This is a genomic window from Cellulomonas sp. ATA003 (genome assembly GCF_031582905.1).
Taxonomy (GTDB): Bacteria; Actinomycetota; Actinomycetes; order Actinomycetales; family Cellulomonadaceae; genus Pengzhenrongella.
Genome location: NZ_CP133990.1, coordinates 1,155,897 through 1,177,488, shown reverse-complemented (window position 1 = coordinate 1,177,488; position 21,592 = coordinate 1,155,897). Strand labels below are relative to the sequence as shown.

The window sequence follows — 21,592 nt, the reverse complement described above, 5'->3', positions numbered from 1 at the left end:
GCCCGCGCTTTCCGGCGACGGCAGAACGGGTTCATCCATGAATACCGCCTCCGCCCCGGTCGCCGTGCGCCACCCCGTTTGGACACCGCAATTCTATGGCGACCCACTGACATTCCGGAGAAGCGTCGACACCACTGTGGACGTCACCGCTCCCGCGGAGCTTGTGCACTTTTGTGGCGCCAGCATCCACTGCGAGCCACAGAAGTCCCGCCGATACCGGGCACGACGGCCGCACGGGCGCGCGGTTCGTTGCGTCGTCTTTGCGGCTCGTCTCGCACCGGCACGCGCCACGCACCGCCGATTTCCCCCACCGCCTCCCGCTCGGCAGGCTGGCGCCATGAGCACCCACCCGGAGCCGACCGCGGACGGCTACCCGGCCGGCGTCGACTGGATCACCACACCCATCACCCCGGCATTCGTCCGCGGCGCCCTCGACACCGAGCGCACCGAGCGCGGCCTGCTCCCCCACCGGCTCCCGGCGTCGGCCCGCGCGCAGCTCCCGGACGCCCAGATCGCGATGGCGGAGTCCCAGCCGTCCGGCGTCCGCCTCGCCTTCCGGACCGACGCCACAACCATCGAGCTCGACGCGATCCGGACCCGGGTCGCCTACCGCGGCGCCCCGCCGCGTCCGGACGGCGTCCTCGACCTCGTCGTCGACGGACGGCTCGTCGGACAGGCGACCGTGGACGGCGGCGACGTCCTCACCATCGACCTGGCGACCGGCGCGAGGGACACGCAGCGCGGTCCGGTCGGCACGGCGCGCTTCTCCGGCCTGGCCGACGGCGTCAAGGACGTCGAGCTCTGGCTGCCCTACAACGATGCGACCGAGCTCGTCGCCCTGCGCACCGACGCCCCCGTCGAGGTGGCACCGGAGGACGGGCGGCGGGTGTGGCTGCACCACGGCAGCTCGATCAGCCACGGCTCCAACGCGGCGAGCCCGACGACGACGTGGCCGGCGCTGGCCGCGTCACTCGGCGGCGTGAGCCTGGTCAACCTCGGCCTGGGCGGCAGCGCGATGCTCGACCAGTTCACCGCGCGTGCGATGCGGGACACCCCGGCGGACCTCCTCAGCGTCAAGGTCGGCATCAACCTGGTCAACGGCGACGTCATGCGGCTGCGCGCCCTCGGACCGGCGGTCGACGGGTTCCTCGACACGATCCGCGACGGGCACCCCACCACGCCGCTGCTCGTGCTCTCACCGATCCTCTGCCCGATCCACGAGGACACCCCGGGGCCGAGCGCACCGGACCCCTCCACCTTCGGATCCGGGCAGGTCGCCTTCATGGCGACCGGCGACCCGGCCGAGCGCGCGAGCGGGAAGCTGACCCTCGCGGTCGTCCGCGACGAGCTGGCCCGCATCGTCGCCCGGCGGCGCGCGGACGACCCGCACCTGCACCTCCTCGACGGCCGCGAGCTCTACGGCGCGTCCGACACCGAGGACCTGCCGCTGCCGGACCGGCTCCACCCGGACGCCGCCACCCACCGCCGCATGGGTGAGCGCTTCGCGCAGCTCGCCTTCGCCCCGGACGGACCCTTCGCGGACCGGTAGTCCCGAGAGCCGCGCGACGCGCGACGCGCGACGACGACGCAGGACGCCGACGCAGGACGGACGACCGCCGGGCCCGCGCGACGCCGTCGGCGCCGGTCAGAACAGCTCGACGCCCGCCCGCGCGAGCGTGAAGCCCGCACCCGACGGCTCGTGGCGGCAGGTCATGCCGGACTCCTCGCTCTCGCACGTGAAGTCGTCGACGGTCGCGGACTGGCCGTAGTCGAGCACCGGCGTGCCGGGGGCCGCCGGCCCGGGGATCGCGCCGGTGATGCACGGCGTCTCGGAGCCCGCGGCGGTCACCGTGACCACCTGGCCGACCGGACCGGCGCATCCTTCGACCGTGACGGGCTCGGCGGTGCTGTCGGCGATCGTGCACGTCGCAGCGTCGGCGCCGATCTCGCAGGCGATGTTGCCGCTGGGCGAGGCGAACGTCCCCGCGTCGGCCGACGTCCCGGGCCCGGCGGTCGGTGCCGGGGCGGTCGGTCCCGGGTCCGTCGGCGCCGGGGCGGTCGAGGCCACCGACGGCGACGGGTCAACCGTCGTCCCCGGCTCGCCCCGACCGGACAGGAACGCAGCGAGCACGACGAGGGCGGCCACCACGAGCAGCACGTCGACCACGACGAACACGGTCAGCCCGGGCCCGAGCCCGCGTCGTCCGCGGGCGGGCCGGGCGGTCGTCCACTCGTCCATCGGCGGTGTCCGTCCTCGGCTTCGGGGGTGGTCGTCGTGCGTCGGCCCGACCCGGGGTGGCGCCCGTCGTCGTCGTCCGGCCGCTGACAGCCTGGCACGGCGGGCTGGGCCGGGCCACACGCCACTGCCCGCCCGCCGGGCACCGGCGGGCGGGCAGCGCGGGGTCGCTCAGTCGAAGACGGGGCCCTGGGTGCGGGTCCGCTTGAGCTCGTAGAACCCGGGCACCTGCGTGACGAGGTGCAGACCGTCGAAGAGCTTCGCGGCGTCCTCGCCCTTCGGCGCGGGCGTCATCACCGGGCCGAAGAAGCCGATCCCGTCGATCGCGACGACCGGGGTGCCGACGTCCTCGCCGACCTTGCTGATGCCCTCGGTGTGGGACGCGCGGAGGGCGTCGTCGTGGGCGTCGGTGCCCGCGGCGTCAGCGAGCTCGGCGGGCAGGCCGACCTCCTCGAGGGCCTCGGCGATGATCGCGGCGGTGTCGCGACGGCCGCCGGGGTGCCGGCGCGTGCCCATCGCGTCGTACAGCGGCTTGACGACCTTGTCGCCGTGCGCGTCGGCGGCCGCGACGATCACCCGCACCGGGCCCCACGCGTCGTCCATGCTGCGGCGGTAGTCCTCGGGCAGGTCCCGGCCCTCGTTGAGCACCGCGAGGCTCATGACGTGCCAGTTCACCTCGACGTCGCGCAGCTGCGTGACCTCGTCCATCCAGCGCGACGTCATCCACGCCCACGGGCAGGCGGGGTCGAACCAGAAGTCCACGACGGGACGGGTGCCGGACGTGCTCTCGGTGGGTGCTGCGCTCACAGGGACCTCCAGGTCGGGCGGAAAGGAGACGTGTCGACGGGGCCAACCCTGACGTGCGTGCGATGATTCCGCGCAGCCGACCCCGCCGAGGACCACGCAGAGGAGCGCCCGTGCCCGCCGAGAACCTCACCCGTGAGGAGGCCCGACAGCGCGCCGCGCTGCTCACGGTCGACAGCTACGACGTGACGCTGGACGTCACCACCGGCCCGACCACGTTCGCCTCGACAACCGTCGTGCGCTTCTCCGCCACCGCCGGGTCGTCGACCTTCATCGACCTCATCGCGCCGAGCGTTCGGTCCGTGACCCTCAACGGTCGCGACCTCGACCCGGCGCAGGTGTTCGCGGACTCCCGCATCGCCCTGGACGACCTCGCCGCCGAGAACGAGCTGCGGGTCGAAGCCGACTGCGCCTACACGCACACCGGCGAGGGCCTGCATCGCTTCGTGGACCCGGTCGACGACGAGGTCTACCTCTACTCGCAGTTCGAGGTCGCCGACTCCCGCCGCGTGTTCGCCGTCTTCGAGCAGCCCGACCTCAAGGCCGTCTTCTCCTTCACGGTCACGGCGCCCGACCACTGGACGGTCGTCTCCAACTCACCCACCCCGGAGCCCGTGCCGGTCGTCGACGACGCCGCCCCCGTCCCCTCCGCCGTGTGGACCTTCGCCCCGACGCCCGTGCTGTCCAGCTACGTGACGGCGGTCGTCGCGGGCCCGTACCACCGCGAGACCGGCGAGCTCACGAGCACCGACGGGCGCACGGTGCCGCTCGGCGTCTTCTGCCGGCGGTCCCTCGCCGAGCACCTGGACACCGACGCGATCCTCGAGATCACACGCGCCGGCTTCGCGTTCTTCGAGCGGGCGTTCGACCGCCCCTATCCCTTCGCGAAGTACGACCAGCTGTTCGTCCCGGAGTTCAACGCGGGCGCGATGGAGAACGCCGGGGCGGTCACGTTCCGCGAGTCGTACGTCTTCCGCTCCAAGGTCCCGGACGCGACCGTCGAGCGACGGGCGGTGACGATCCTGCACGAGCTCGCCCACATGTGGTTCGGCGACCTGGTGACCATGCGCTGGTGGGACGACCTGTGGCTCAACGAGTCGTTCGCCGAGTACGCGTCCACCCTCGCGACCGCGGAGGCCACCCGCTGGACCACGGCGTGGACGACGTTCTCCTCGATGGAGAAGTCATGGGCGTACCGCCAGGACCAGCTGCCGTCCACGCACCCGATCGTCGCCGACATCCGCGACCTCGCCGACGTCGAGGTCAACTTCGACGGCATCACCTACGCCAAGGGTGCGAGCGTGCTGCGTCAGCTCGTCGCCTGGGTCGGCACCGACCACTTCTTCGCGGGGGTCCGGCAGTACTTCGCGAAGCACGCCTACGGCAACACGACCCTGCGGGACCTGCTGGTCGAGCTCGAGGCCGCGAGCGGGCGCGACCTCGCACCGTGGTCGGCGCTGTGGCTCGAGCGCGCGGGCGTCACCCTGCTGCGCCCCGACATCACCGACGACGACGGCGTCATCACCTCGTTCGCCGTCCTGCAGGAGGCCCCGGCCGAGCACCCCGACCTGCGCCCGCACCGGCTCGCGATCGGCGGCTACGACGTCGTCGACGACGGCGGCACCCCGCGCCTGGAGCGGACCGTGCGCGTCGAGCTCGACGTGGACGGCGCCCGGACCGAGGTCCCCGAGCTCGTGGGACGCCCGCGTCCGGCGCTGATCCTGGTCAACGACGACGACTTCGCCTACGCCAAGGTGCGCCTCGACCCCGAGTCCCTCGCGACCGCGACGGCGCATCTCGGCTCGTTCACGGCATCGCTGCCGCGCACCCTGGTGTGGGCCGCGGCGTGGGACATGACGCGCGACGGCGAGCTCCCCGGCCGCGACTTCGTCGAGCTCGTGCTCGCCAACATCGCGCACGAGACCGACTCCTCCGTCATGCAGGTGCTGCTGCGCCAGCTCGCGACCACGCTCGAGGCGTACGTCGCCGAGGAGCACCGGCTCGAGGCGTCCGCGGCCGCGGCCGACCGCGTGTGGGGGCTCGCGCAGGCCGCGCCGGCCGGGAGCGACGCCCAGCTTCAGCTCGTCAAGGCGTACCGCAGCCGCGCGACGACGCCCGAGCAGATCGACGTCGTCGCACGGCTGCACTCCGGCGACCTCACGCTCGAGGGGCTGACGATCGACACCGACCTGCGCTGGGAGCTGCTGACCGCGCTCGTCGCGGGCGGGCGCGCCGACGCCGCGGCCATCGAGGACGCGCTCGCCGGCGACCCGACCGCGACCGGCCAGCGCGCGGCCGCGGCCGCCCGAGCCGCGCTCCCGACGCCGGAGGGCAAGGCCGCGGCGTGGGCGTCGATGGTCGAGGACGACACGCTGCCGAACGCGCTGCTCGAGACGTCGATCGGCGGATTCACCTTCGTCCACGACCGCGAGCTGCTGCTGCCGTACGTCGACCGCTACTTCGACGCGCTCGAGGGCGTGTGGACCACGCGCGGCAACGACATGGGGCAGGACATCGTCCAGGGGCTGTACCCGGCCGAGCTCGCGGCGCACCCCGACGTGGACCTGCTCGCGCGCACCGACGCGTGGCTCGAGGCGCTGGGCGACCGCCTGCCGGGACTGCGCCGGCTCGTGGTGGAGAACCGCGACGGCGTCCGCCGCGCCCTGGCCGCGCAGGAGTGCGACCGCGCCCGCAGCTGACCCACGCCGCGCCCGCAGCCGGCAGACGGGCCCGGCACGACGACGGCCCCGCTCGCACCGAGGTGCGAGCGGGGCCGTCGTCCGTCTCTCGTGACGGCCGGGCGTCAGGAGCGGTCGAGCGCCGCGACCAGGGACCGCAGCCGCTGGTTGTCGAACAGCTCGTCGACCGTCACCAGCCGGCCGGCGCCGTCGGCGAGCGGGACCTTCCAGTTCGGGTACTCCTCGTTGGTGCCGGGCTGGTTCTGCGCGCGCCGCTCCCCCACCGCGTCGACCAGCGCGACCCCGACCAGCACCGACGGCGTCTGCATGACGAGGCGGTGGAGGGCCTCGACGATCTCGCGCTCGGACGGGTCCTCGCTGAGCAGCCCACGGTCGTCGAGCAGGCGCAGGAACCTCTCCCGCTCGACCTGGGCGGCGCGCCGGACGACCGCCGCCGACTCGGTGAGCAGGCCGAGGCGCTCGCGGATGGCGACGTGCTCGTCGGCGAGGTAGCCCGCCGTCGGCGGCAGGTCGTGCGTGGTGACGGTCGCCAGGGCGAGCCGCCGGTACTTCTCGGGCGGCAGCGGGCGGTCGTCGCGCTGCTCGAACCACAGCACCGACGTGCCGAGCACCCCGCGGTCGCTGAGGTAGTCGCGCACCCACGGCTCGACCAGCCCGAGGTCCTCGCCGATCACCACGGCGCCGGCCCGCGCGGCCTCCAGGCACAGGATCCCCACGAGGGCGTCGTGGTCGTACCTCACGTAGGCACCCTCGGACGGTGCGGCGCCGTCCGGGATCCACCACAGGCGGAACAGACCGAGGATGTGGTCGATGCGGATCGCGCCCGCGTGCCGCAGCACCGTGCGCAGCATGTCCCGGTAGGGCGCGTAGCCGGCCCGCGCCAGGGCGTCCGGGCGCCACGGCGGCTGGGACCAGTTCTGCCCCTGCTGGTTGTACATGTCCGGCGGCGCGCCGACGCCGACGTGCCGGGCGAGCACGTCGCGCAGCGACCACACGTCCGCGCCCTCGGGGTGCACCCCGACCGCGAGGTCGTGCATGACGCCGATCCGCATCCCGCCTTCGTGCGCGGCGCGCTGGGCGGCGGCGAGCTGCTCGTCCGCGACCCACTGCAGCCAGCAGTGGAACGTGACCCGCTCGGCGAGGTCGGTGCGTGCCTGCGCGATGAACGACGACGTCGGGTCGTGCGCCTCGGCGGGCCACTCCCCGGGCCGTCCGTGCTCCTCGCACAGCGCGGACCACAGCGCGAAGTCCTCCAGGCCCTGGCCCTGGTCCGCACGGAAGCGGTCGAACGCGTCCTGCCGCGCGGCCGTCCGGGGCGCGGCGAAGATGACCTCGAGCGCGCTCTTCTTGGCCGCCCAGGCGGCGTCGCGGTCGATCGGACCGGTGTCGGTGGACGCGGTACGAACGGGCTCGCCGGCCCACTCGACGAGGGACCGGTCGGCTGCCGACAGGTACGCGGTCTCGCGCACGTCCTCGGGCCGCACGTACAGCGGGTTCACGAAGCGACGCGTCGTGGGCAGGTACGGCGACGGGCTCATCGGCGCGATCGGCTCGGCCGCGTGCAGCGGGTTGATCAGCACGAAGTCGGCGCCGCAGCGGTGCCCGGCCAGGCGCATGATCTCGGCCAGGTCGGCGAGGTCGCCCACACCCCAGGACTGCTGGGAGCGGACGGAGTACAGCTGGGTCATGAACCCCCAGGCGCGCTCCTGCTCGAGGTGCGCGGGCAGCTCCAGACGCCGCGGGGTGACCACGACGGCGCACTGGGCCGGTCCGCCGGGACCGTCGGCGCGCATCGTGTGCCAGCCCAGGGGCAGGTCCGCCGGGAGGCGGAAGGTGGCCCGTCCGGTCTCGCGGCCGTCGACGGTGCGCGGCTCGGTGTGGGTGTCGAGCTGGTCGAGCGCGCGCCGACCGCCGCCGGCCTCCGCGTCCAGCTCGAGCCACACGTCGACCGGGTCGCCGTGGCGCACGTGGACCGGCACCTCGGGCCGCTCGCCCTCGACGAGGACGAGCACCGGCGGCAGCGTCCGGCGCCACGGCTCATCCCGCGCGTGGGCGAGGGCCAGGTCGACGCGCTCCGGCGACGACGCGTCGACGCCCATGGCCTTCAGCAGCGCCACGAGGGTCTCCGGGGCGACCTGCTCCTCGGTGCCGAAGAAGCTGTGGTACCGCGGGGTGATCCCGTGGGTCTCGGCGAGCTGTACGAGGGTGTCCGGGGCGTCGTGGATCGGTTCTGGCACGACCCGCATCCTGCCAGAGCGCACGGAGCACGGCGCGGCGGGTCCGTGCCCGGGCGGGCGCCCGGACCGGGGCCGCGGCGGCCCGACTACCCTTGTGAGCCATGCCCGCCGGACTCGACCTCGCCCAGCACCTGGCCACCCTGCACCCCGCACGCCTGCTGGCGGCGGCCACACCGGACCCGACGTCGACCGACGGCCCCGAGCTCCCCCGGACCGACGACATCGAGCGCTGGTTCGACCACCTCATCACCCCGGCCTGGCAGATCGGGCTGACGGTCCTCATCGGCGCGATCGCGCTCGCGCTGCTGCGCACGTCCATCGCGCACACGGTCAGGCGCATCGTCGACGGCACCCCGACCGTGCACCGGCACGCGGCCGCCCTGCTCTCCCGCGGGCTGCGTCAGGACGGTCCGGGCGTGGACTCCAGCCCGCTCGGCGCGGCGCGACGCGTCCAGCGCGCGGAGACGATGGGGTCGGTGCTGCGGTCTATCAGCGGCTTCGTCATCGGCGCCCTCGTGGTGGTGATCAGCCTCGGCATCCTCAACGTCGACGTCGGCCCGCTGCTCGCCTCGGCCGGCGTCGTCGGTGTGGCCCTCGGGTTCGGCGCCCAGACGCTGGTCAAGGACTTCCTCGCCGGGATCTCGATGCTCGTCGAGGACCAGTACGGCGTCGGGGACGTGATCGACGTCGGCGAGGCCACCGGCACGGTGGAGCAGGTGGGCCTGCGGGTGACCCAGATCCGGTCCCTGGACGGCACCCTCTGGTACGTCCGCAACGGCGAGATCCTGCGCGTGGGCAACATGACGCAGGGCTGGTCGCGCGCCCTGCTCGAGCTGCGGGTGCTCGCCGACGAGGACGTCCCGCGGGTCCGGGCGCTCATGCTCGCCGCTGCCGCCGACGTCGCCGCGGACGCGGAGCTCGGTCACATGGTGCTCGAGGAGCCCGAGGTCGCCGGGATCGAGGACCTCACCGCCGAGGGCGTCATGCTGCGGCTGCTGGTGAAGGTCGCACCCTCCAAGCAGTGGGAGGTCGCGCGCGAGCTGCGTGCGCGGATCCGGACCGGGCTCGCGGCCGAGGGCATCGACCTCGCCCTGCCGCGGCGGGAGGTCGTCGTCCAGCGCTCCGCGCACGACCCGGTCACGGACTCGCCGGCCGCGACCTGACCGCAGGCGCTGGCGCTGGCGCTGGCGCGGGAATGCTCGCCGACTCCGGACCTGCTAAGCCCACTCGAGCAGGGGGTCCCCGGCCTCGACGCTCGAGCCGACGGCGGCGAGCGGGGTCAGCGCGTCCGGCACGCCCTGGAGGGCGACGACCGGGCAGACCGGCGACCGGCCGCCCGCCTCGACCCGGGCGGGATCCCAGCTGACGACCTTGTCGCCGGCTGCCACCGTGTCGCCCTCGGTCGCGTGCAGTGTGAAGCCCTCGCCACCGAGCTGGACGGTGTCCAGGCCGAGGTGGACCAGGGCGGCGCGGCTCTCGTCGGCCTGCACGACGAACGCGTGCGCGTGGAGCTTGACGATCCGGCCGGCGACGGGGGCGATCGCCACCACGGCGCCGTCGCGGGTGGGGTCGATGGCCAGGCCCGGGCCGACGAGCTCACCGGCGAACACCGGGTCCGGGACGTCGGCCATCGCCACCACCGTGCCGGCGACGGGCGCCAGCACGGTGAGCGGGAGGGTCATCAGCGCAGGTCCTCGATGTCCGACGCCAGCGTGTCCGCCTCGGGGCCGACGACGACCTGCACGACCTTGCCCGAGCGCACGATGCCGAAGGCGCCGGTGGCCTTGAGGCCTGCCTCGTCGACGAGCTCCGGGTTCTCGACCTCGACGCGGAGCCGGGTGATGCAGGGCTCGAGGTCGAGCACGTTCGCGTCCCCGCCGAGTGCCGCCAGGATCTGCTCTGCCTTGCTCATGGGTTCTCCTCCTTGATCGGCGACGACCGCCTCGTGCCGCCGCCCAGACTAGTCACATCAGGTCCTCGAGATCGGTCGCGAGGACGTCCACCCCCGGCCCGACGACGACCTGCACCACCCGGCCGGAGACCATCACGCCGTGGCTGCCGGCGGCACGCAGGGCGGCTGCGTCGACCAGGCGCACGTCCCGGACCTCCGAGCGCAGGCGCGTGGTGCACGGCTCGATGTCGATGATGTTCGCGACACCGCCCAGCGCCGCGAGGATCGTGCTCGCCTGCGTCATCGCCGCCCCTCCGTCCCGTGGCGCCCCGTCGCGCCACGGTCATGTCGTGGTCATGTCGTGGTCATGTCGTGCCCGGCGTCGTGCCGGCCCCCGCGTCCGCGCCGGCTGCCCCCGCGACCCCGGCCGACCGCGGCGTGAGCGGTCGGCGCGGTGCTCGCAACGGCACCCACAGCACGTACCGGTCCGCCCGGTAGGACGACCGGGAGTACACGCACGCGGTCTGGCCGGCGAACGTCCGCCGCGCGAGCCGGAGCACCGCTGCCCCCGCCCGCAAGCCCAGCATGGCAGCGCCCTGCGCATCGATCTCGGACGCGGCGACCGTGTCCTCTCCCCAGTCGGGGTCGAGCCCGGCCGCGCGCAGCTCGCCGTACACGCTCGCCGGCGGCCCGTGCTCGAACAGACCCGGCAGCAGCAGCCGCGGCACCCACGACTGCTCGATCGCCATCGGCTCGCCGTCGGCGTAGCGGATGCGGTGCAGGTGGTGCACGGCGTCCCCCGGGACCAGGTCGAGCGCGTCGGCGACGTCGGGCGTCGCCGCGACCTCCTCGGCCGCGATCACCCGGGAGGACGCGACCATCCCTCGCCGGGCCATCTCCTCACCGAAGGACGACAGCCGGACCTGGAGGTCGACCTTGGCGGGGGCGACGAACGTCCCGCGGCCCTGCTCGCGCTCGAGCAGCCCCTCGACGACGAGGGCGTCCACGGCCTGCCGGACGGTCATCCGGGAGACGCCGAAGCGCTCGCACAGCAGCCGCTCGGACGGGATCGCGTCGCCGACGGCGAGCTCGTGCGTCACCAGGGACCGCAGGTAGTCGCGGACCCGGACGTACTTCAGGACGGACGGACGCACTGCTGCCACCCCTGACTCCGCGATCCGGTCGAGGCGTCGGTCGAGAGCCCGCGGATCCCAACCGTGCGACCCCGCACGGCCCCCGCGGTGTGATCCTTGACACCAGCCGCGCCATTCCACCATGGTGAACGCGGCTGGTCCAGACATCTAGCCGTGCTCGCCGACGGCGCTCCCGCCTGGGCCCTGCCGCGTCCCGGCGGCTGCCCGGCGACGCGCCCGTCCACGACGAGGAGTGCCCGATGAGCGCCACGACGGCTACCGCCGCACGCGAGAAGAGAACCATCCCCGGGCTCGCCCAGCTCCAGCGTGTGGGCCGCTCCCTCATGCTGCCGATCGCCTCGCTGCCGGCGGCCGCGCTGCTGCTGCGGCTCGGTCAGGCGGACATGCTGGGCGAGGACGGCCTGGCCGGGGTGTGGGGCGACTGGCTGCTCCCGGTCGCCGCCGTCATGGCGTCGGCCGGCGGCGCGCTCTTCGACAACCTGCCGCTGCTCTTCGCGCTCGGCGTCGCCGTCGGCTACGCGCGCAAGTCCGACGGCTCGACCGGTCTGGCCGCGCTCATCGGGTACCTCGTCTTCAAGGGCGTCGGCGACGCGCTGTCGCCGTACGTGCTCGGGGAGGCGGCCGAGGGCGAGACGCAGGAGCTCATCAACTACGGCGTGCTCGGCGGCATCGTCATGGGGCTGATCGCCGCGCTGCTCTACCAGAAGTACTACCGGATCAAGCTGCCCACGTATCTCGCCTTCTTCGGCGGACGCCGGTTCGTGCCGATCGTGACCGCGGGCATGGCGATCGTCGCCGCGGTCATCGGGGCGCTCATCTACCCGGTGTTCGACGCCGGGCTGACCGCCGTCGGCGAGTTCGTCACCGGCACGACGGTCCTCGGCGGGTTCGTCTACGGGACCGCGAACCGGCTGCTCGTGCCGGTCGGCCTGCACCACATCCTCAACTCGCTGCCGTGGTTCCAGTTCGGCTCGTTCGTCGACGCCGACGGGATCGAGCGCAACGGCGACATCGAGCGCTTCCTGTTCGGTGACCCGACCGCCGGCGCCTTCATGACCGGGTTCTTCCCGATCATGATGTTCGCCCTGCCGGCCGCCGCCCTGGCGTTCGTGCACACCGCCAAGCCCGAGAAGCGCAAGGTGATCGCCGGGATCATGGGCTCCGCCGCGCTGGTCTCCTTCGTCACGGGCGTGACCGAGCCGCTCGAGTTCGCGTTCGTCTACGTCGCCTATCCGCTGTACGTCATCCACGCCGTGCTGACCGGCACGTCGCTCGCGCTGGTCAACTCCCTGGACATCCACCACGGGTTCGGCTTCTCCGCGGGGGCGATCGACTACCTCCTCAACTTCCGCATCGCGCAGCAGCCCCTGCTCCTGCTGCTCATCGGTCTCGGGTACGCCGTCATCTACTACGTCCTGTTCCGCTTCGTCATCACGAGGTGGAACCTGCGCACGCCGGGGCGCGAGGACGACGACGGGGTCGCGGACAACAACGTGCTGGTCGACCAGCCGATGGACGACCCCGCCGTCCCGACCGGCGCACCGGTGACCGACACCCGTCCGACGAGCGCCTGATCATGAGCGCGCGCGGCACCTCCCCCGCACCGTCACCGGCATCGGCGTCAGCCCCGGCCTCGCCGTGGGCACCGTCGTCCGGATGCCGCCCGCCGTGCCGGAGCCGTCCGGCACGCGCCGCGGTCCGGGCACGTCCGACGACGAGGCCGCGGCGCAGATCGCCGCCGCCGCGACCCAGGTGCGGGAAGGGCTCGAGCGGTCCGCGCAGGCGGCGTCGGGCACGAGCCGGGAGGTGCTCGAGACCACGGCGATGATGGCCGCGGACCCGACGCTGGTCTCCACGGCGCAGGACCTCGTGCGGTCCGGTGACCTCACGCCGGCTCGGGCGGTGTGGGAGGCGGCCGGGCAGGTCATCGACCAGCTGGCGGCGTTGGGCGGCTACATGGCGGAGCGGACCCGGGACGTCGCCGACGTGCGCGACCGGGTCGTGGCGGCGCTCACCGGCCGGCCCGCACCGGGGTCCCCGATCCCGGGCACCCGTTCGTGCTGGCCGCCCGCGACCTGGCACCCGCGGACACCGCGACCCTCGACCCCGCGCGCGTCCTCGCGATCGTCACGAGCGAGGGCGGCCCGACGTCGCACACCGCGATCCTCGCCCGCGCCCTCGGCATCCCCGCCGTCGTCGGCGCGGCCGGGGCGGTCGACCTCGCGGACGACGCCCGCGTCCTGGTCGACGGCGGCAAGGGCGAGGTGGTGCTGGACCCGTCGGACGACCAGGTCGCGCGCGCCGAGGCGCTCGCCGCGCAGGTGCGCACGTTCGACGGCCACGGCCGCACCCGGGACGGCCACCCGGTCCCCCTGCTGGCGAACATCGGCAACCCCGACGGCGCGCAGCCGGCCGCCGACGCCGGCGCCGAGGGGGTGGGCCTGTTCCGCACCGAGTTCTGCTTCCTCGACCGCAACCAGGCGCCCACGGTCGACGAGCAGGTCGCCGCCTACCGACGCGTGCTCGCGGCCTTCCCCGGCAAGAAGGTCGTGGTCCGCACCCTGGACGCCGGGGCGGACAAGCCGCTGCCGTTCCTCACGGCGACCGACGAGCCCAACCCTGCCCTCGGCGTGCGGGGGCTGCGCACGGCGTCGCGCGACCCCGACGTCCTCGAGGACCAGCTCACCGCGATCGCCCGGGCCGCGGCCGCGGAGAGCGCCGAGGTCTGGGTCATGGCGCCGATGGTCGCGACCGTCGAGGAGACCGAGGACTTCGTGGCCCGCTGCACCGCGCACGGCCTGGGCACCGCCGGCGTCATGGTCGAGGTGCCGAGCGCCGCGCTGCTGTCCGGTCCGATCCTCGCGCGGGCCGCGTTCGCGAGCATCGGCACCAACGACCTCACGCAGTACGCCATGGCGTCCGACCGGCTGCTGGGGTCGCTCGCCACCCTGTCGACCTCCTGGCAGCCGGCCGTGCTGCACCTCGTCGCGGCCACCTGCCGTGGCGGGGCGCAGCAGGGCCGGCCGGTCGGGGTGTGCGGTGAGGCGGCGGCGGACCCCGCGCTCGCCGTCGTCCTCGTCGGCCTCGGGGTCGCGACGCTCTCGATGAGCCCGCGCGCCCTGCCCGACGTCGCCGCGGTGCTCGCCTCGGTCACCCGAGAGGAGTGCACGCGGCTCGCGCAGCGGGCGCTCGTCGCCGAGACGGCGGACGCTGCGCGGGCCGAGATCCGCGCGGCGCTGCCGGTGCTGGAGGAGCTGGGGCTCTGAGGACTCCGAGGCTCTCAGGGCTCGGGAAGCTCGGGCTCCGGCGGCCCGCGTCAGTGCTCGGCGGTGGTGAGGAACTGCTCGAGCGCGTCGAGGGAGGCGTCCGCGCCCTCGCCGTCGGCCGCCAGGACGACGTCGTCCCCGGCCGAGGCGCCCAGCGTCATGACAGCGAGGATACTGTTGGCGGCGACCGGGTCGCCGCCGTCCTTGCTGATCGTCACCGTGGCGGGCTGCTCCCCCGCGAGCTTGACGAAGAGCGCCGCGGGCCGGGCGTGCAGACCCTCGGGGATGGCGACGGTGACTCGACGTTCCGGCACGACTACCTCCGTTGTTCGGTGCGGCGTTGCGGCGTTGCACCCGTGCGGGGCGGACCCGCACTGGTCCAGACCACCCTAGCCGTGGGGCATCGCGCCGGTGGGAGAATGGGTGCGTGAGCGCCATCGACCCCCGACGTGCCGACTCCTTCCACGCCGCGATCGGCGGGCACGAGACGTTCGTCCGGCTCGTCGACCGCTTCTACGAGGGCGTCGCCGACGACCCTGTGCTGTCGGCCATGTACCCGGAGTCCGACCACGCCGGCGCCCGGCTGCGGCTGACGATGTTCCTCGAGCAGTACTGGGGCGGGCCGACCACGTACTCCGAGCAGCGCGGCCACCCCCGGCTGCGGATGCGGCACGCGCCCTACAAGGTCAACCCGGACGCGCGGGACCGCTGGCTGTCGCACATGCGGGAGGCGGTGGGCTCCCTCGGGCTCGCGCCGCTGCACGAGGCCCAGCTGTGGGACTACCTCGAGCGAGCGGCCCACTCGCTGCTCAACACCTTCGACGACTGAGGACTGCGTCACCCGACGGTGTGGCGCGCTGGCGTCGTCGGCCCCCGGCCGCGACCCTGGGGCGCATGACCGCACCCAGCCCCGCCGACGGCGCCGTCCCCGCCGACGACCGCACCCCGGACGACACCTCCGACGCGATGAACCGCGTGCTCACCGCCCTCGCGCTCGAGCAGACCGGCGACGACGAGTTCGTCGGCCCGAGCCTGCCGCGTCCGCTGGGGCGGGTCTTCGGCGGGCAGGTGCTGGCGCAGGCGCTGGTCGCCGCCGGACGCACCACGCCGGAGGGCCGGCTGCCGCACTCGCTGCACGGGTACTTCCTGCGCCCGGGGGACGTCCGCCAGCCGATCACCTTCGCGGTGGAGCGCATGCGCGACGGCCGGTCGTTCAGCGCCCGCCGCACGCACGCGCTGCAGAACGGCGAGCCGATCCTGTCGATGATCACGTCGTTCCAGGAGGAGCAGGCGGGCCTCGACCACGGCAGCACGATGCCGGACGCTCCCCGCCGGACGACGTCGTCAGCGCGCTCGACCTGCTCCGGCCGATCGACCACCCCATGGCGACGTTCTTCACCGAGTCGGCCGCTTTCGACCTGCGGCACGTGGACTCCTCGATCTTCCTGGGCCCCGGCCCGTCCCCGACCGACCGGCAGATGGTCTGGGTCCGCGCGCGGAGCGCGGTGCCGGTCGACCCGCTGCTGCACCGCGCGCTCATGGCGTACGCGTGCGACCAGATCATGCTCGAGCCGGTGCTGCGTCGGCACGGGCACAGCTGGATCTCGCGCGGGTTGTCGATGGCGAGCCTCGACCACGCGATGTGGTGGCACCGCCCGGCGCGCGTGGACGAGTGGCTGCTGTACGTGCAGTCGTCCCCCAGCGCGCAGGGTGGTCGTGGCCTCACCGCGGCGACGGTGTACGCCCAGGACGGCTCGCTCGTCGCGAGCATCGCGCAGGAGGGCATGGTCCGGCTGCCGGACTGACCGCCGAGCCGCCGACCTCCCTGGTGACGGCGGGCTCGGCGCGCGCGCCGGGTCGGCACGGGTGACACTCACGCCATGCCACGCCTGCGCCGGGTCCGGATCGACTCCCCGGATGGACCCGAACCCGCGCCGGGGACGGCTTCGTGTACCTCGACACGGACCGCACCCGGCTCACCGACCCCGACGCGATCGAGCGGATCACCGCCCTGGCGATCCCGCCTGCCTGGGAGGAGGTGTGGATCTGCCCGTGGCCCGGCGGGCACATCCAGGCCGCCGGGCTCGACGGCGCCGGCCGGCGGCAGTACCTCTACCACTCGCAGTGGCGGCTGCGCCGCGACCGTGCCAAGCACGACCACGTGCTCGACGTCGCCTCCCGCCTCCCGGACGCCCGCAAGCAGGTCGAGGCCGACCTCGACCAGAAGGGGTGGCCGCGGTCGCGCGCCCTCGCGCTCGCGTTCCGGCTGCTGGACCTCGCGTACTTCCGCGCCGGCAACGAGACGTACGCCCGCACCAACGGCTCCTACGGGCTCGCGACGCTGCGCCGCGAGCACGTGCAGGTGCGCAGCGACAAGACCGTCCGCTTCCTCTACCCGGCGAAGTCCGGACAGGTGCGCGACGTCGTCGTCGAGGACCCCGAGGTCGCCCGGATGGTGACGTCGCTGCGCCGGCGCACGGGCGGTGGGGAGGAACTGCTCGCGTGGCGCGACGGACGCACCTGGTACGACATCTCCAGCGCGGACGTCACCGCCTACGTCAAGCAGGTGCTGGGCGACGACGCGAGCCCGAAGGACTTCCGGACCTGGCACGCGACCGTGCTCGCCGCGCAGGGTCTGGCCGACGCGGGCGCGCCGCCGTCGTCCGACCGCGCGCGTCGCAAGGTGGTGACGGCCGTCGTCCGGGACGTCTCGGACGCGCTCGGCAACACCCCGGCGGTCTGCCGGGCGTCGTACATCGACCCCCGCCTCGTGGACCTGTGGGAGCGTGGGGAGTCCATCGGACGGACCCGCTCCCGCGAGGACGCCGAACGAGCCGTTCTGGAGCTCCTGGGTGACTGATCCCCGCACCGACCCGTCCCTGACCGTCGCCGTCACCGGCGTCACCGGCTACGTCGGTGGGCGGCTCGTGCCCGAGCTGCTCGCCGCGGGCCACCGGGTACGCGCCCTCGCGCGCAACCCCGGCCGGCTGCGCGACCGCCCGTGGTTCGACGACGTCGACGTCGTGCGCTGCGACGTGGGTGAGGCGGAGGAGCTGCGCGCGGCGCTCGAGGGCGTCGACGTCGCCTACTACCTCGTGCACTCGCTCGGCTCCGGTCGTCGCTTCGAGGCGCGCGACCGGCGCACCGCTCTGACGTTCGCGCAGGTCGCGCGGGAGTGCGGGGTGAAGCGGATCGTGTACCTCGGCGGGCTCTACCCCGAGGGCGAGGCGCTCTCGCCGCACCTGGAGTCGCGCAAGGAGGTCGGGGAGATCCTCCTCGCGTCCGGCGTGCCGACCGCGGTCCTGCGGGCCGCGGTCATCCTCGGGTCGGGGTCCGCGTCGTTCGAGATGATGCGCTACCTCACCGAGCGGCTGCCCGCGATGACGACGCCGCGCTGGGTGGAGAACCGCATCCAGCCCATCGCGATCCGGGACGTGCTGCGGTACCTCGTCGGAGCGGCGCACCTGCCCGCCGACGTCAGCCGCTCCTTCGACATCGGCGGGCCCGAGGTCCTGACCTACCGCGACATGATGCAGCGGTACGCGCGCGCCGCGGGACTGCCCCGGCGCATCATCGTCGCCGTGCCGGTCCTGTCCCCGCGGCTGTCGAGCCTATGGGTCGGGCTCGTGACGCCCGTGCCCTCCGGGCTCGCGCGACCGCTCGTGGAGTCCCTGGTGCACGAGGTGGTGTGCGACGAGCACGACATCACCCGGTACGTCCCCGACCCGCCCGGCGGCCTGCTCTCCTTCGACGACGCGGTGCGACTGGCCCTCGCCCGCATCCAGGACGCCGACGTCGTCACCCGGTGGTCGTCCGCGTCGGTCGCCGGAGCACCCAGCGACCCTCTCCCCACGGATCCGGACTGGGCCGGTGGCTCGCTGTACGTCGACGAGCGCACCACCCCGGTCCGGGCCAGGGCGGAGGACCTGTGGTCGGTGCTGGAGAGCGTGGGCGGGGAGCGCGGCTGGTACTCGTGGGCCCTGGCCTGGCGGGTCCGCGGCCTGCTCGACCGGCTCTCCGGCGGGCCGGGGCTGCGTCGTGGCCGGCGGGACCCGCAGCGGCTCGCGGTCGACGACGCCGTGGACTTCTGGCGGGTCGAGGAGATCGAGCGCGGGCGGCTGCTGCGGCTGCGCGCCGAGATGCGCCTGCCCGGCCTGGCGTGGCTGGAGCTGAGGGTCGAGGACGACGGCGCATCCGGTCCGGTGTTCTCCCAGCGGGCGGTCTTCCACCCGCACGGGCTCATCGGGCAGCTGTACTGGTGGTCCGTCGCGCCGTTCCACGGCGTGGTCTTCGGCGGGATGCAGCGCGGGATCGCCGAGGAGGCCGAGCGGCGGTCCGCGGCACGCCGCGTGGTGTGACGGCCCTGCACACCCATCCGATCGTCACCCGTCCATCCTTCGGCGTTCTCGCCACCCCGCGGCGAGGGGTCGGTCACGGTCCGGGTCGATCACGTTCCCGTGGCGGTCGTTGAATTCCCACCGATCGTGGTGGCGGCGAATGGTGATGTCGCGGTCGTGAATGATGCGGTGGCGGACTCGGAGGTCCTCGACGTCGGCCGTACCGAACGAACGTCCACCCGGGCCAGGCGGGAAGCGATCATCGCCCGCGCGGTAGCCGTCACCGAAGCGGGCGATGTCGAGCCGCTCCCGCTCGCACGACACCACGTAGCCGCGGTCGTCCGCGTCCGGATCGGCGTACGCGGCCCACTTGCGCACGAACACGCGCGTCTCGTCCACCGACAACAGCCCAGCCTGCTCGACCACGAAACTCTCGTTGCACTCCTGCTCCGGATCAGCCAGGACGTGCCGGCGCTGCTCACTCGTCGGGGCGAGCGTGGCGATGACCTGCGCCTGCTCCACGGTCACGTCCCCGGCCACCGCCGCAGCGGCGGTCAGCGGCAGGTGGTCACGCAGCGTCCGCCCCAGCCGCACCTGCGCCCGAGCCACGCCCACGGACAGCCGGTGGTCGTGGGACAGCCACACCGGGAACGACCGCGCACCGCTCAGCGCCCACACACCGTCGTCGTCGATCACCGGCAGCAGCCGCACCTTCGCCACCCCGGCCCGGCTGGTCACCTCCGCGAGGCGACGGGCGACCACCGCGGCCTGGCGGCCGTCGAGCTCGGACAGGTCCAGACCGGCCAGCACGGCGACGGCGGAATCCATCGCGGAAAGGGCGGCAGCGATGCCAGGGGAAAGCGCCACCTCGGACGACAGCGTGGACGCGTCCTGGGCGCTTTCCTTGGGCGGGACGGGGGTGTTGTCGAGGCCCATCTCGCCCTCCCGCGGCGTGCTTCCCGTCCCGATCTGACCCGACAATTCTACGGCGAGCCACTGACACGGCCGCGCCTCGGTGGGTATTTGGGGACCGTCAACGCAATGCACGGCCTGGGTACGGCTGCAGCATTTTCGAGGGCGCGGAGAGCATCAGGACCGCGGCTCACGCGAGCGCGCGCCGCGGCCCGTCGTGCCATGGACGACACACGGCTCAGTAGACGACGACGGGTGTGCCCAGCGGGGCGCCCCAGGTGTCCCAGATCCAGTCCATGGCGGCGTTGGAGACGCGGACGCATCCGTGCGACGCCGGCCACGGCGGGATGGACGTCGACCCGTGGACGGCCCAGCCGCCGCGGAAGTACTTCGGGCGGTACATGGAGCCGAGCTCGAGCGTCGACTCGTGCATCCCGTTGATCTGGCGCACCACGGTGTAGTCCCCGGTCGGGGTGTACGCGCGCTGCGGGCGCCCGAGCGCGACGTAGCGCTCGCCGTTGCCGGACGACGCGTTGACGACCCGGGTGACGACGCCGTCGTCGACCGCGAGGACGAGCTGCCGGTCGAGGTCGATCTCGATGGCGCGGCCCGACGTCGTGCGCGCCGACGGACGGGTGCCGGCGTCCAGCGCCGCGCGGGTCGCCGGACCGACGAGCCCGTCCCTGGCGAGGCCGGCGGCCTTCTGCAGCGCCCACACCGCCTGCTGGGTCGCGGGCCCGAAGTCACCGTCCGCACGGCGGAGGAAGTAGCCGAGCTCGATGAGGCGCTCCTGCACCGCGAGCACCTCGGCTCCCTCGTCGCCCCGCTCGAGCACGGCGGGCGGCTGCGGAGCGGGGGCGGGAGCCAGCTCGGGGGCGGGCGGCTGGGGTGGAACGGGCGCCGGCGCCGGCGGGGCGGGCTCGTCGGTCGGCGGCGCGGGGTCAGGGGACGGCTCGGGGTCGGGCGACGGCTCGGGTATCGGTGCAGGCGTCGTCCCCCCGGGGGTCGGCGATGGCGACGGCGGCTCGGGCGTGCTGCCCGGAGCCGGGGACTCGTCCGGAGCGGGAGTGACCTCGTCCGTGGGCTCCGGCGACGGGACGGGCGAGACGTCGGAGGGGGACGCGCTGGGCGTCGCCGCGGGCCCCGCGGCGCCCGGGGACTCCGCGGGCCCCGTCGTGCAACCGGCCAGCAGGGCGCCCATCAGCGTGACCGCCGTCGCGAGGGACGCACCGGTCCGGACCCGTCGTCCGGCCGGGACGAGGGACGCAGCCGTGGCTGGCGACGTCCCGGCGCGGCCCTCGGGCACGGCCCGTCGTCGTCCGTCCCGTCGGCCCTGGGGTCGGGCCGTGCGTGTCCACATCGTCGTCAGCCTCTCCGGTGGGGTGGTGCGCCGCCGTGCCTGCTCGCGGCCGGCTCGCAGCGTCCGTCCACCCTGCACATGTCGCGACGGGGCGGCACCTTGCACCCGGCACGGGAGCGGTCGGCGACGACGGGACCGACCGGCCACCCGAAGTCCGGTCAGCCGCCCGTCGGCGGCCCCAGGTCGGGGACGGTCAGCGAGCCGTCGTCGGCGAGCGGGAAGCCGGGGTTGTACGCGATCTCCCACAGGTGGCCGTCCGGGTCGGCGACGTAGCCGGCGTACCCGCCGTAGACCGTGCGCACCGGCTCCCGGACGACCGCGCCACCCGCGCCGGCCCAGTCAGCCACCAGGGCGTCGACCTCCCGCGCGGACCGGACGTTGTGTGCGAGGGCGACTCCGCCGGCAGCGACGGCCCGCGCACCGTCGTCGCGCGCACCGTCGTCGGGCAGGCCGTGGTCAGGCACGCCGGCGTCGGGCAGACCGGCGTCGGCCGCGAGCGCGGCCCGCGACCACAGCACCACGGCCAGCCCGCCCGCCTGGAAGAACACGGTCTGCTCGACCGTCTGCCCGTGCCACCCGAGCGCCGCGTAGAAGTCCCGGGCACGCTCGACGTCGGCCACTCCTAGGGTGATCAGGCTGACGCGCTGGTCCATGTCACGACGGTAGCGGCCGGCAGCGACGCACCCGGCACGGCGA

Annotated in this window: 17 protein-coding genes and 3 pseudogenes; 9 read left to right on the top strand and 11 right to left on the bottom strand. The window is 74.1% G+C overall.

All coding sequences use genetic code 11. From position 1 onward, the window contains the following. Positions 1-337 precede the first annotated feature (337 nt). Positions 338-1,549, top strand: a complete 1,212-nt coding sequence (locus REH70_RS05880) for a GDSL-type esterase/lipase family protein (protein WP_310753144.1) — start codon at positions 338-340, stop codon at positions 1,547-1,549. Positions 1,550-1,645: 96 nt separating this feature from the next. On the opposite strand, the gene REH70_RS05875 is transcribed toward REH70_RS05880, so the two are convergent. Both REH70_RS05875 and REH70_RS05870 read right to left on the bottom strand, forming a co-directional pair. After that, positions 1,646-2,239 carry a hypothetical protein gene (locus tag REH70_RS05875; RefSeq protein WP_310753142.1) on the bottom strand — a complete coding sequence of 198 codons (594 nt, stop codon included), beginning with the start codon at positions 2,237-2,239 and terminating at the stop codon, positions 1,646-1,648. A 168-nt stretch (positions 2,240-2,407) separates the two neighbouring features. Next, entirely contained in the window at positions 2,408-3,043 is a 636-nt protein-coding gene (locus REH70_RS05870) for a DsbA family protein (RefSeq protein ID WP_310753140.1), read from the bottom strand. A gap of 110 nt (positions 3,044-3,153) precedes the next feature. Between REH70_RS05870 and pepN the strand changes: the two genes are divergently transcribed. Continuing rightward, positions 3,154-5,739 carry an aminopeptidase N gene (gene pepN / locus REH70_RS05865; protein ID WP_310753138.1) on the top strand — a complete coding sequence of 862 codons (2,586 nt, stop codon included), beginning with the start codon at positions 3,154-3,156 and terminating at the stop codon, positions 5,737-5,739. 104 nt (positions 5,740-5,843) lie between these two features. On the opposite strand, the gene malQ is transcribed toward pepN, so the two are convergent. Then, positions 5,844-7,985, bottom strand: a complete 2,142-nt coding sequence (malQ, locus tag REH70_RS05860) for a 4-alpha-glucanotransferase (protein ID WP_396134682.1) — start codon at positions 7,983-7,985, stop codon at positions 5,844-5,846. 92 nt (positions 7,986-8,077) lie between these two features. On the opposite strand from malQ, the gene REH70_RS05855 reads away from it, so the two are divergent. Beyond that, positions 8,078-9,139, top strand: a complete 1,062-nt coding sequence (locus REH70_RS05855) for a mechanosensitive ion channel family protein (RefSeq protein ID WP_310753134.1) — start codon at positions 8,078-8,080, stop codon at positions 9,137-9,139. Between the two features lie 54 nt (positions 9,140-9,193). Here REH70_RS05855 and REH70_RS05850 read toward each other — a convergent pair whose 3' ends face one another. The 4 genes and pseudogenes from REH70_RS05850 to REH70_RS05835 all read right to left on the bottom strand — a co-directional run bounded on the left by REH70_RS05850 (position 9,194) and on the right by REH70_RS05835 (position 11,030). Next, the gene (locus tag REH70_RS05850) at positions 9,194-9,658 is read right to left on the bottom strand and encodes a PTS glucose transporter subunit IIA (protein WP_310753132.1); all 465 of its coding nucleotides are present in this window, start codon (positions 9,656-9,658) and stop codon (positions 9,194-9,196) included. Then, positions 9,658-9,912: pseudogene (locus tag REH70_RS05845) on the bottom strand (glucose PTS transporter subunit EIIB); the annotation flags it as partial. The gene REH70_RS05850 and the pseudogene REH70_RS05845, both read right to left, overlap by 1 nt. A gap of 28 nt (positions 9,913-9,940) precedes the next feature. Continuing rightward, positions 9,941-10,171, bottom strand: coding sequence for a glucose PTS transporter subunit EIIB (locus REH70_RS05840; protein ID WP_310753130.1), 231 nt, complete (start codon positions 10,169-10,171; stop codon positions 9,941-9,943). A 61-nt stretch (positions 10,172-10,232) separates the two neighbouring features. Beyond that, on the bottom strand, positions 10,233-11,030 hold the full coding sequence (locus tag REH70_RS05835; RefSeq protein ID WP_310753128.1) for a GntR family transcriptional regulator: 798 nt from the start codon (positions 11,028-11,030) through the stop codon (positions 10,233-10,235). Between the two features lie 230 nt (positions 11,031-11,260). Between REH70_RS05835 and REH70_RS05830 the strand changes: the two genes are divergently transcribed. Together REH70_RS05830 and ptsP are read left to right on the top strand one after the other, a co-directional pair. Beyond that, positions 11,261-12,595: a PTS transporter subunit EIIC gene (locus REH70_RS05830; RefSeq protein ID WP_310753126.1), complete on the top strand. Its 1,335-nt coding sequence runs from the start codon at positions 11,261-11,263 to the stop codon at positions 12,593-12,595. Between the two features lie 82 nt (positions 12,596-12,677). Beyond that, positions 12,678-14,287: pseudogene (gene ptsP / locus REH70_RS05825) on the top strand (phosphoenolpyruvate--protein phosphotransferase). A gap of 50 nt (positions 14,288-14,337) precedes the next feature. Here the strand turns inward: ptsP and REH70_RS05820 are convergent. Then, positions 14,338-14,601 (bottom strand): HPr family phosphocarrier protein, encoded by a 264-nt coding sequence (locus tag REH70_RS05820; protein WP_310753124.1) that lies wholly within the window; start codon positions 14,599-14,601, stop codon positions 14,338-14,340. Between the two features lie 122 nt (positions 14,602-14,723). Between REH70_RS05820 and REH70_RS05815 the strand changes: the two genes are divergently transcribed. From REH70_RS05815 to REH70_RS05800, 4 genes and pseudogenes are all read left to right on the top strand, one after another. After that, a complete protein-coding gene (locus REH70_RS05815) occupies positions 14,724-15,116 on the top strand; it encodes a globin (protein ID WP_396134726.1) in 393 nt (130 codons plus the stop codon). Positions 15,117-15,253: 137 nt separating this feature from the next. Next, positions 15,254-16,092 (top strand): annotated as a pseudogene (locus REH70_RS05810) (acyl-CoA thioesterase). 143 nt (positions 16,093-16,235) lie between these two features. Beyond that, complete coding sequence (locus tag REH70_RS05805; protein ID WP_310753120.1) at positions 16,236-17,147, top strand: DNA topoisomerase IB; 912 nt, start codon at positions 16,236-16,238, stop codon at positions 17,145-17,147. Beyond that, complete coding sequence (locus REH70_RS05800) at positions 17,140-18,645, top strand: SDR family oxidoreductase (protein ID WP_310753118.1); 1,506 nt, start codon at positions 17,140-17,142, stop codon at positions 18,643-18,645. Before REH70_RS05805 ends, REH70_RS05800 begins: the two co-directional genes overlap by 8 nt. A gap of 24 nt (positions 18,646-18,669) precedes the next feature. Here REH70_RS05800 and REH70_RS05795 read toward each other — a convergent pair whose 3' ends face one another. From REH70_RS05795 to REH70_RS05785, 3 genes are all read right to left on the bottom strand, one after another. Then, positions 18,670-19,671 (bottom strand): DUF222 domain-containing protein, encoded by a 1,002-nt coding sequence (locus REH70_RS05795; protein ID WP_310753116.1) that lies wholly within the window; start codon positions 19,669-19,671, stop codon positions 18,670-18,672. A 103-nt stretch (positions 19,672-19,774) separates the two neighbouring features. Beyond that, positions 19,775-20,371: a L,D-transpeptidase family protein gene (locus tag REH70_RS05790; protein WP_310753114.1), complete on the bottom strand. Its 597-nt coding sequence runs from the start codon at positions 20,369-20,371 to the stop codon at positions 19,775-19,777. Positions 20,372-21,054: 683 nt separating this feature from the next. Beyond that, positions 21,055-21,549, bottom strand: a complete 495-nt coding sequence (locus REH70_RS05785; RefSeq protein WP_310753112.1) for a VOC family protein — start codon at positions 21,547-21,549, stop codon at positions 21,055-21,057. Between the last annotated feature and the right edge of the window lie 43 nt (positions 21,550-21,592).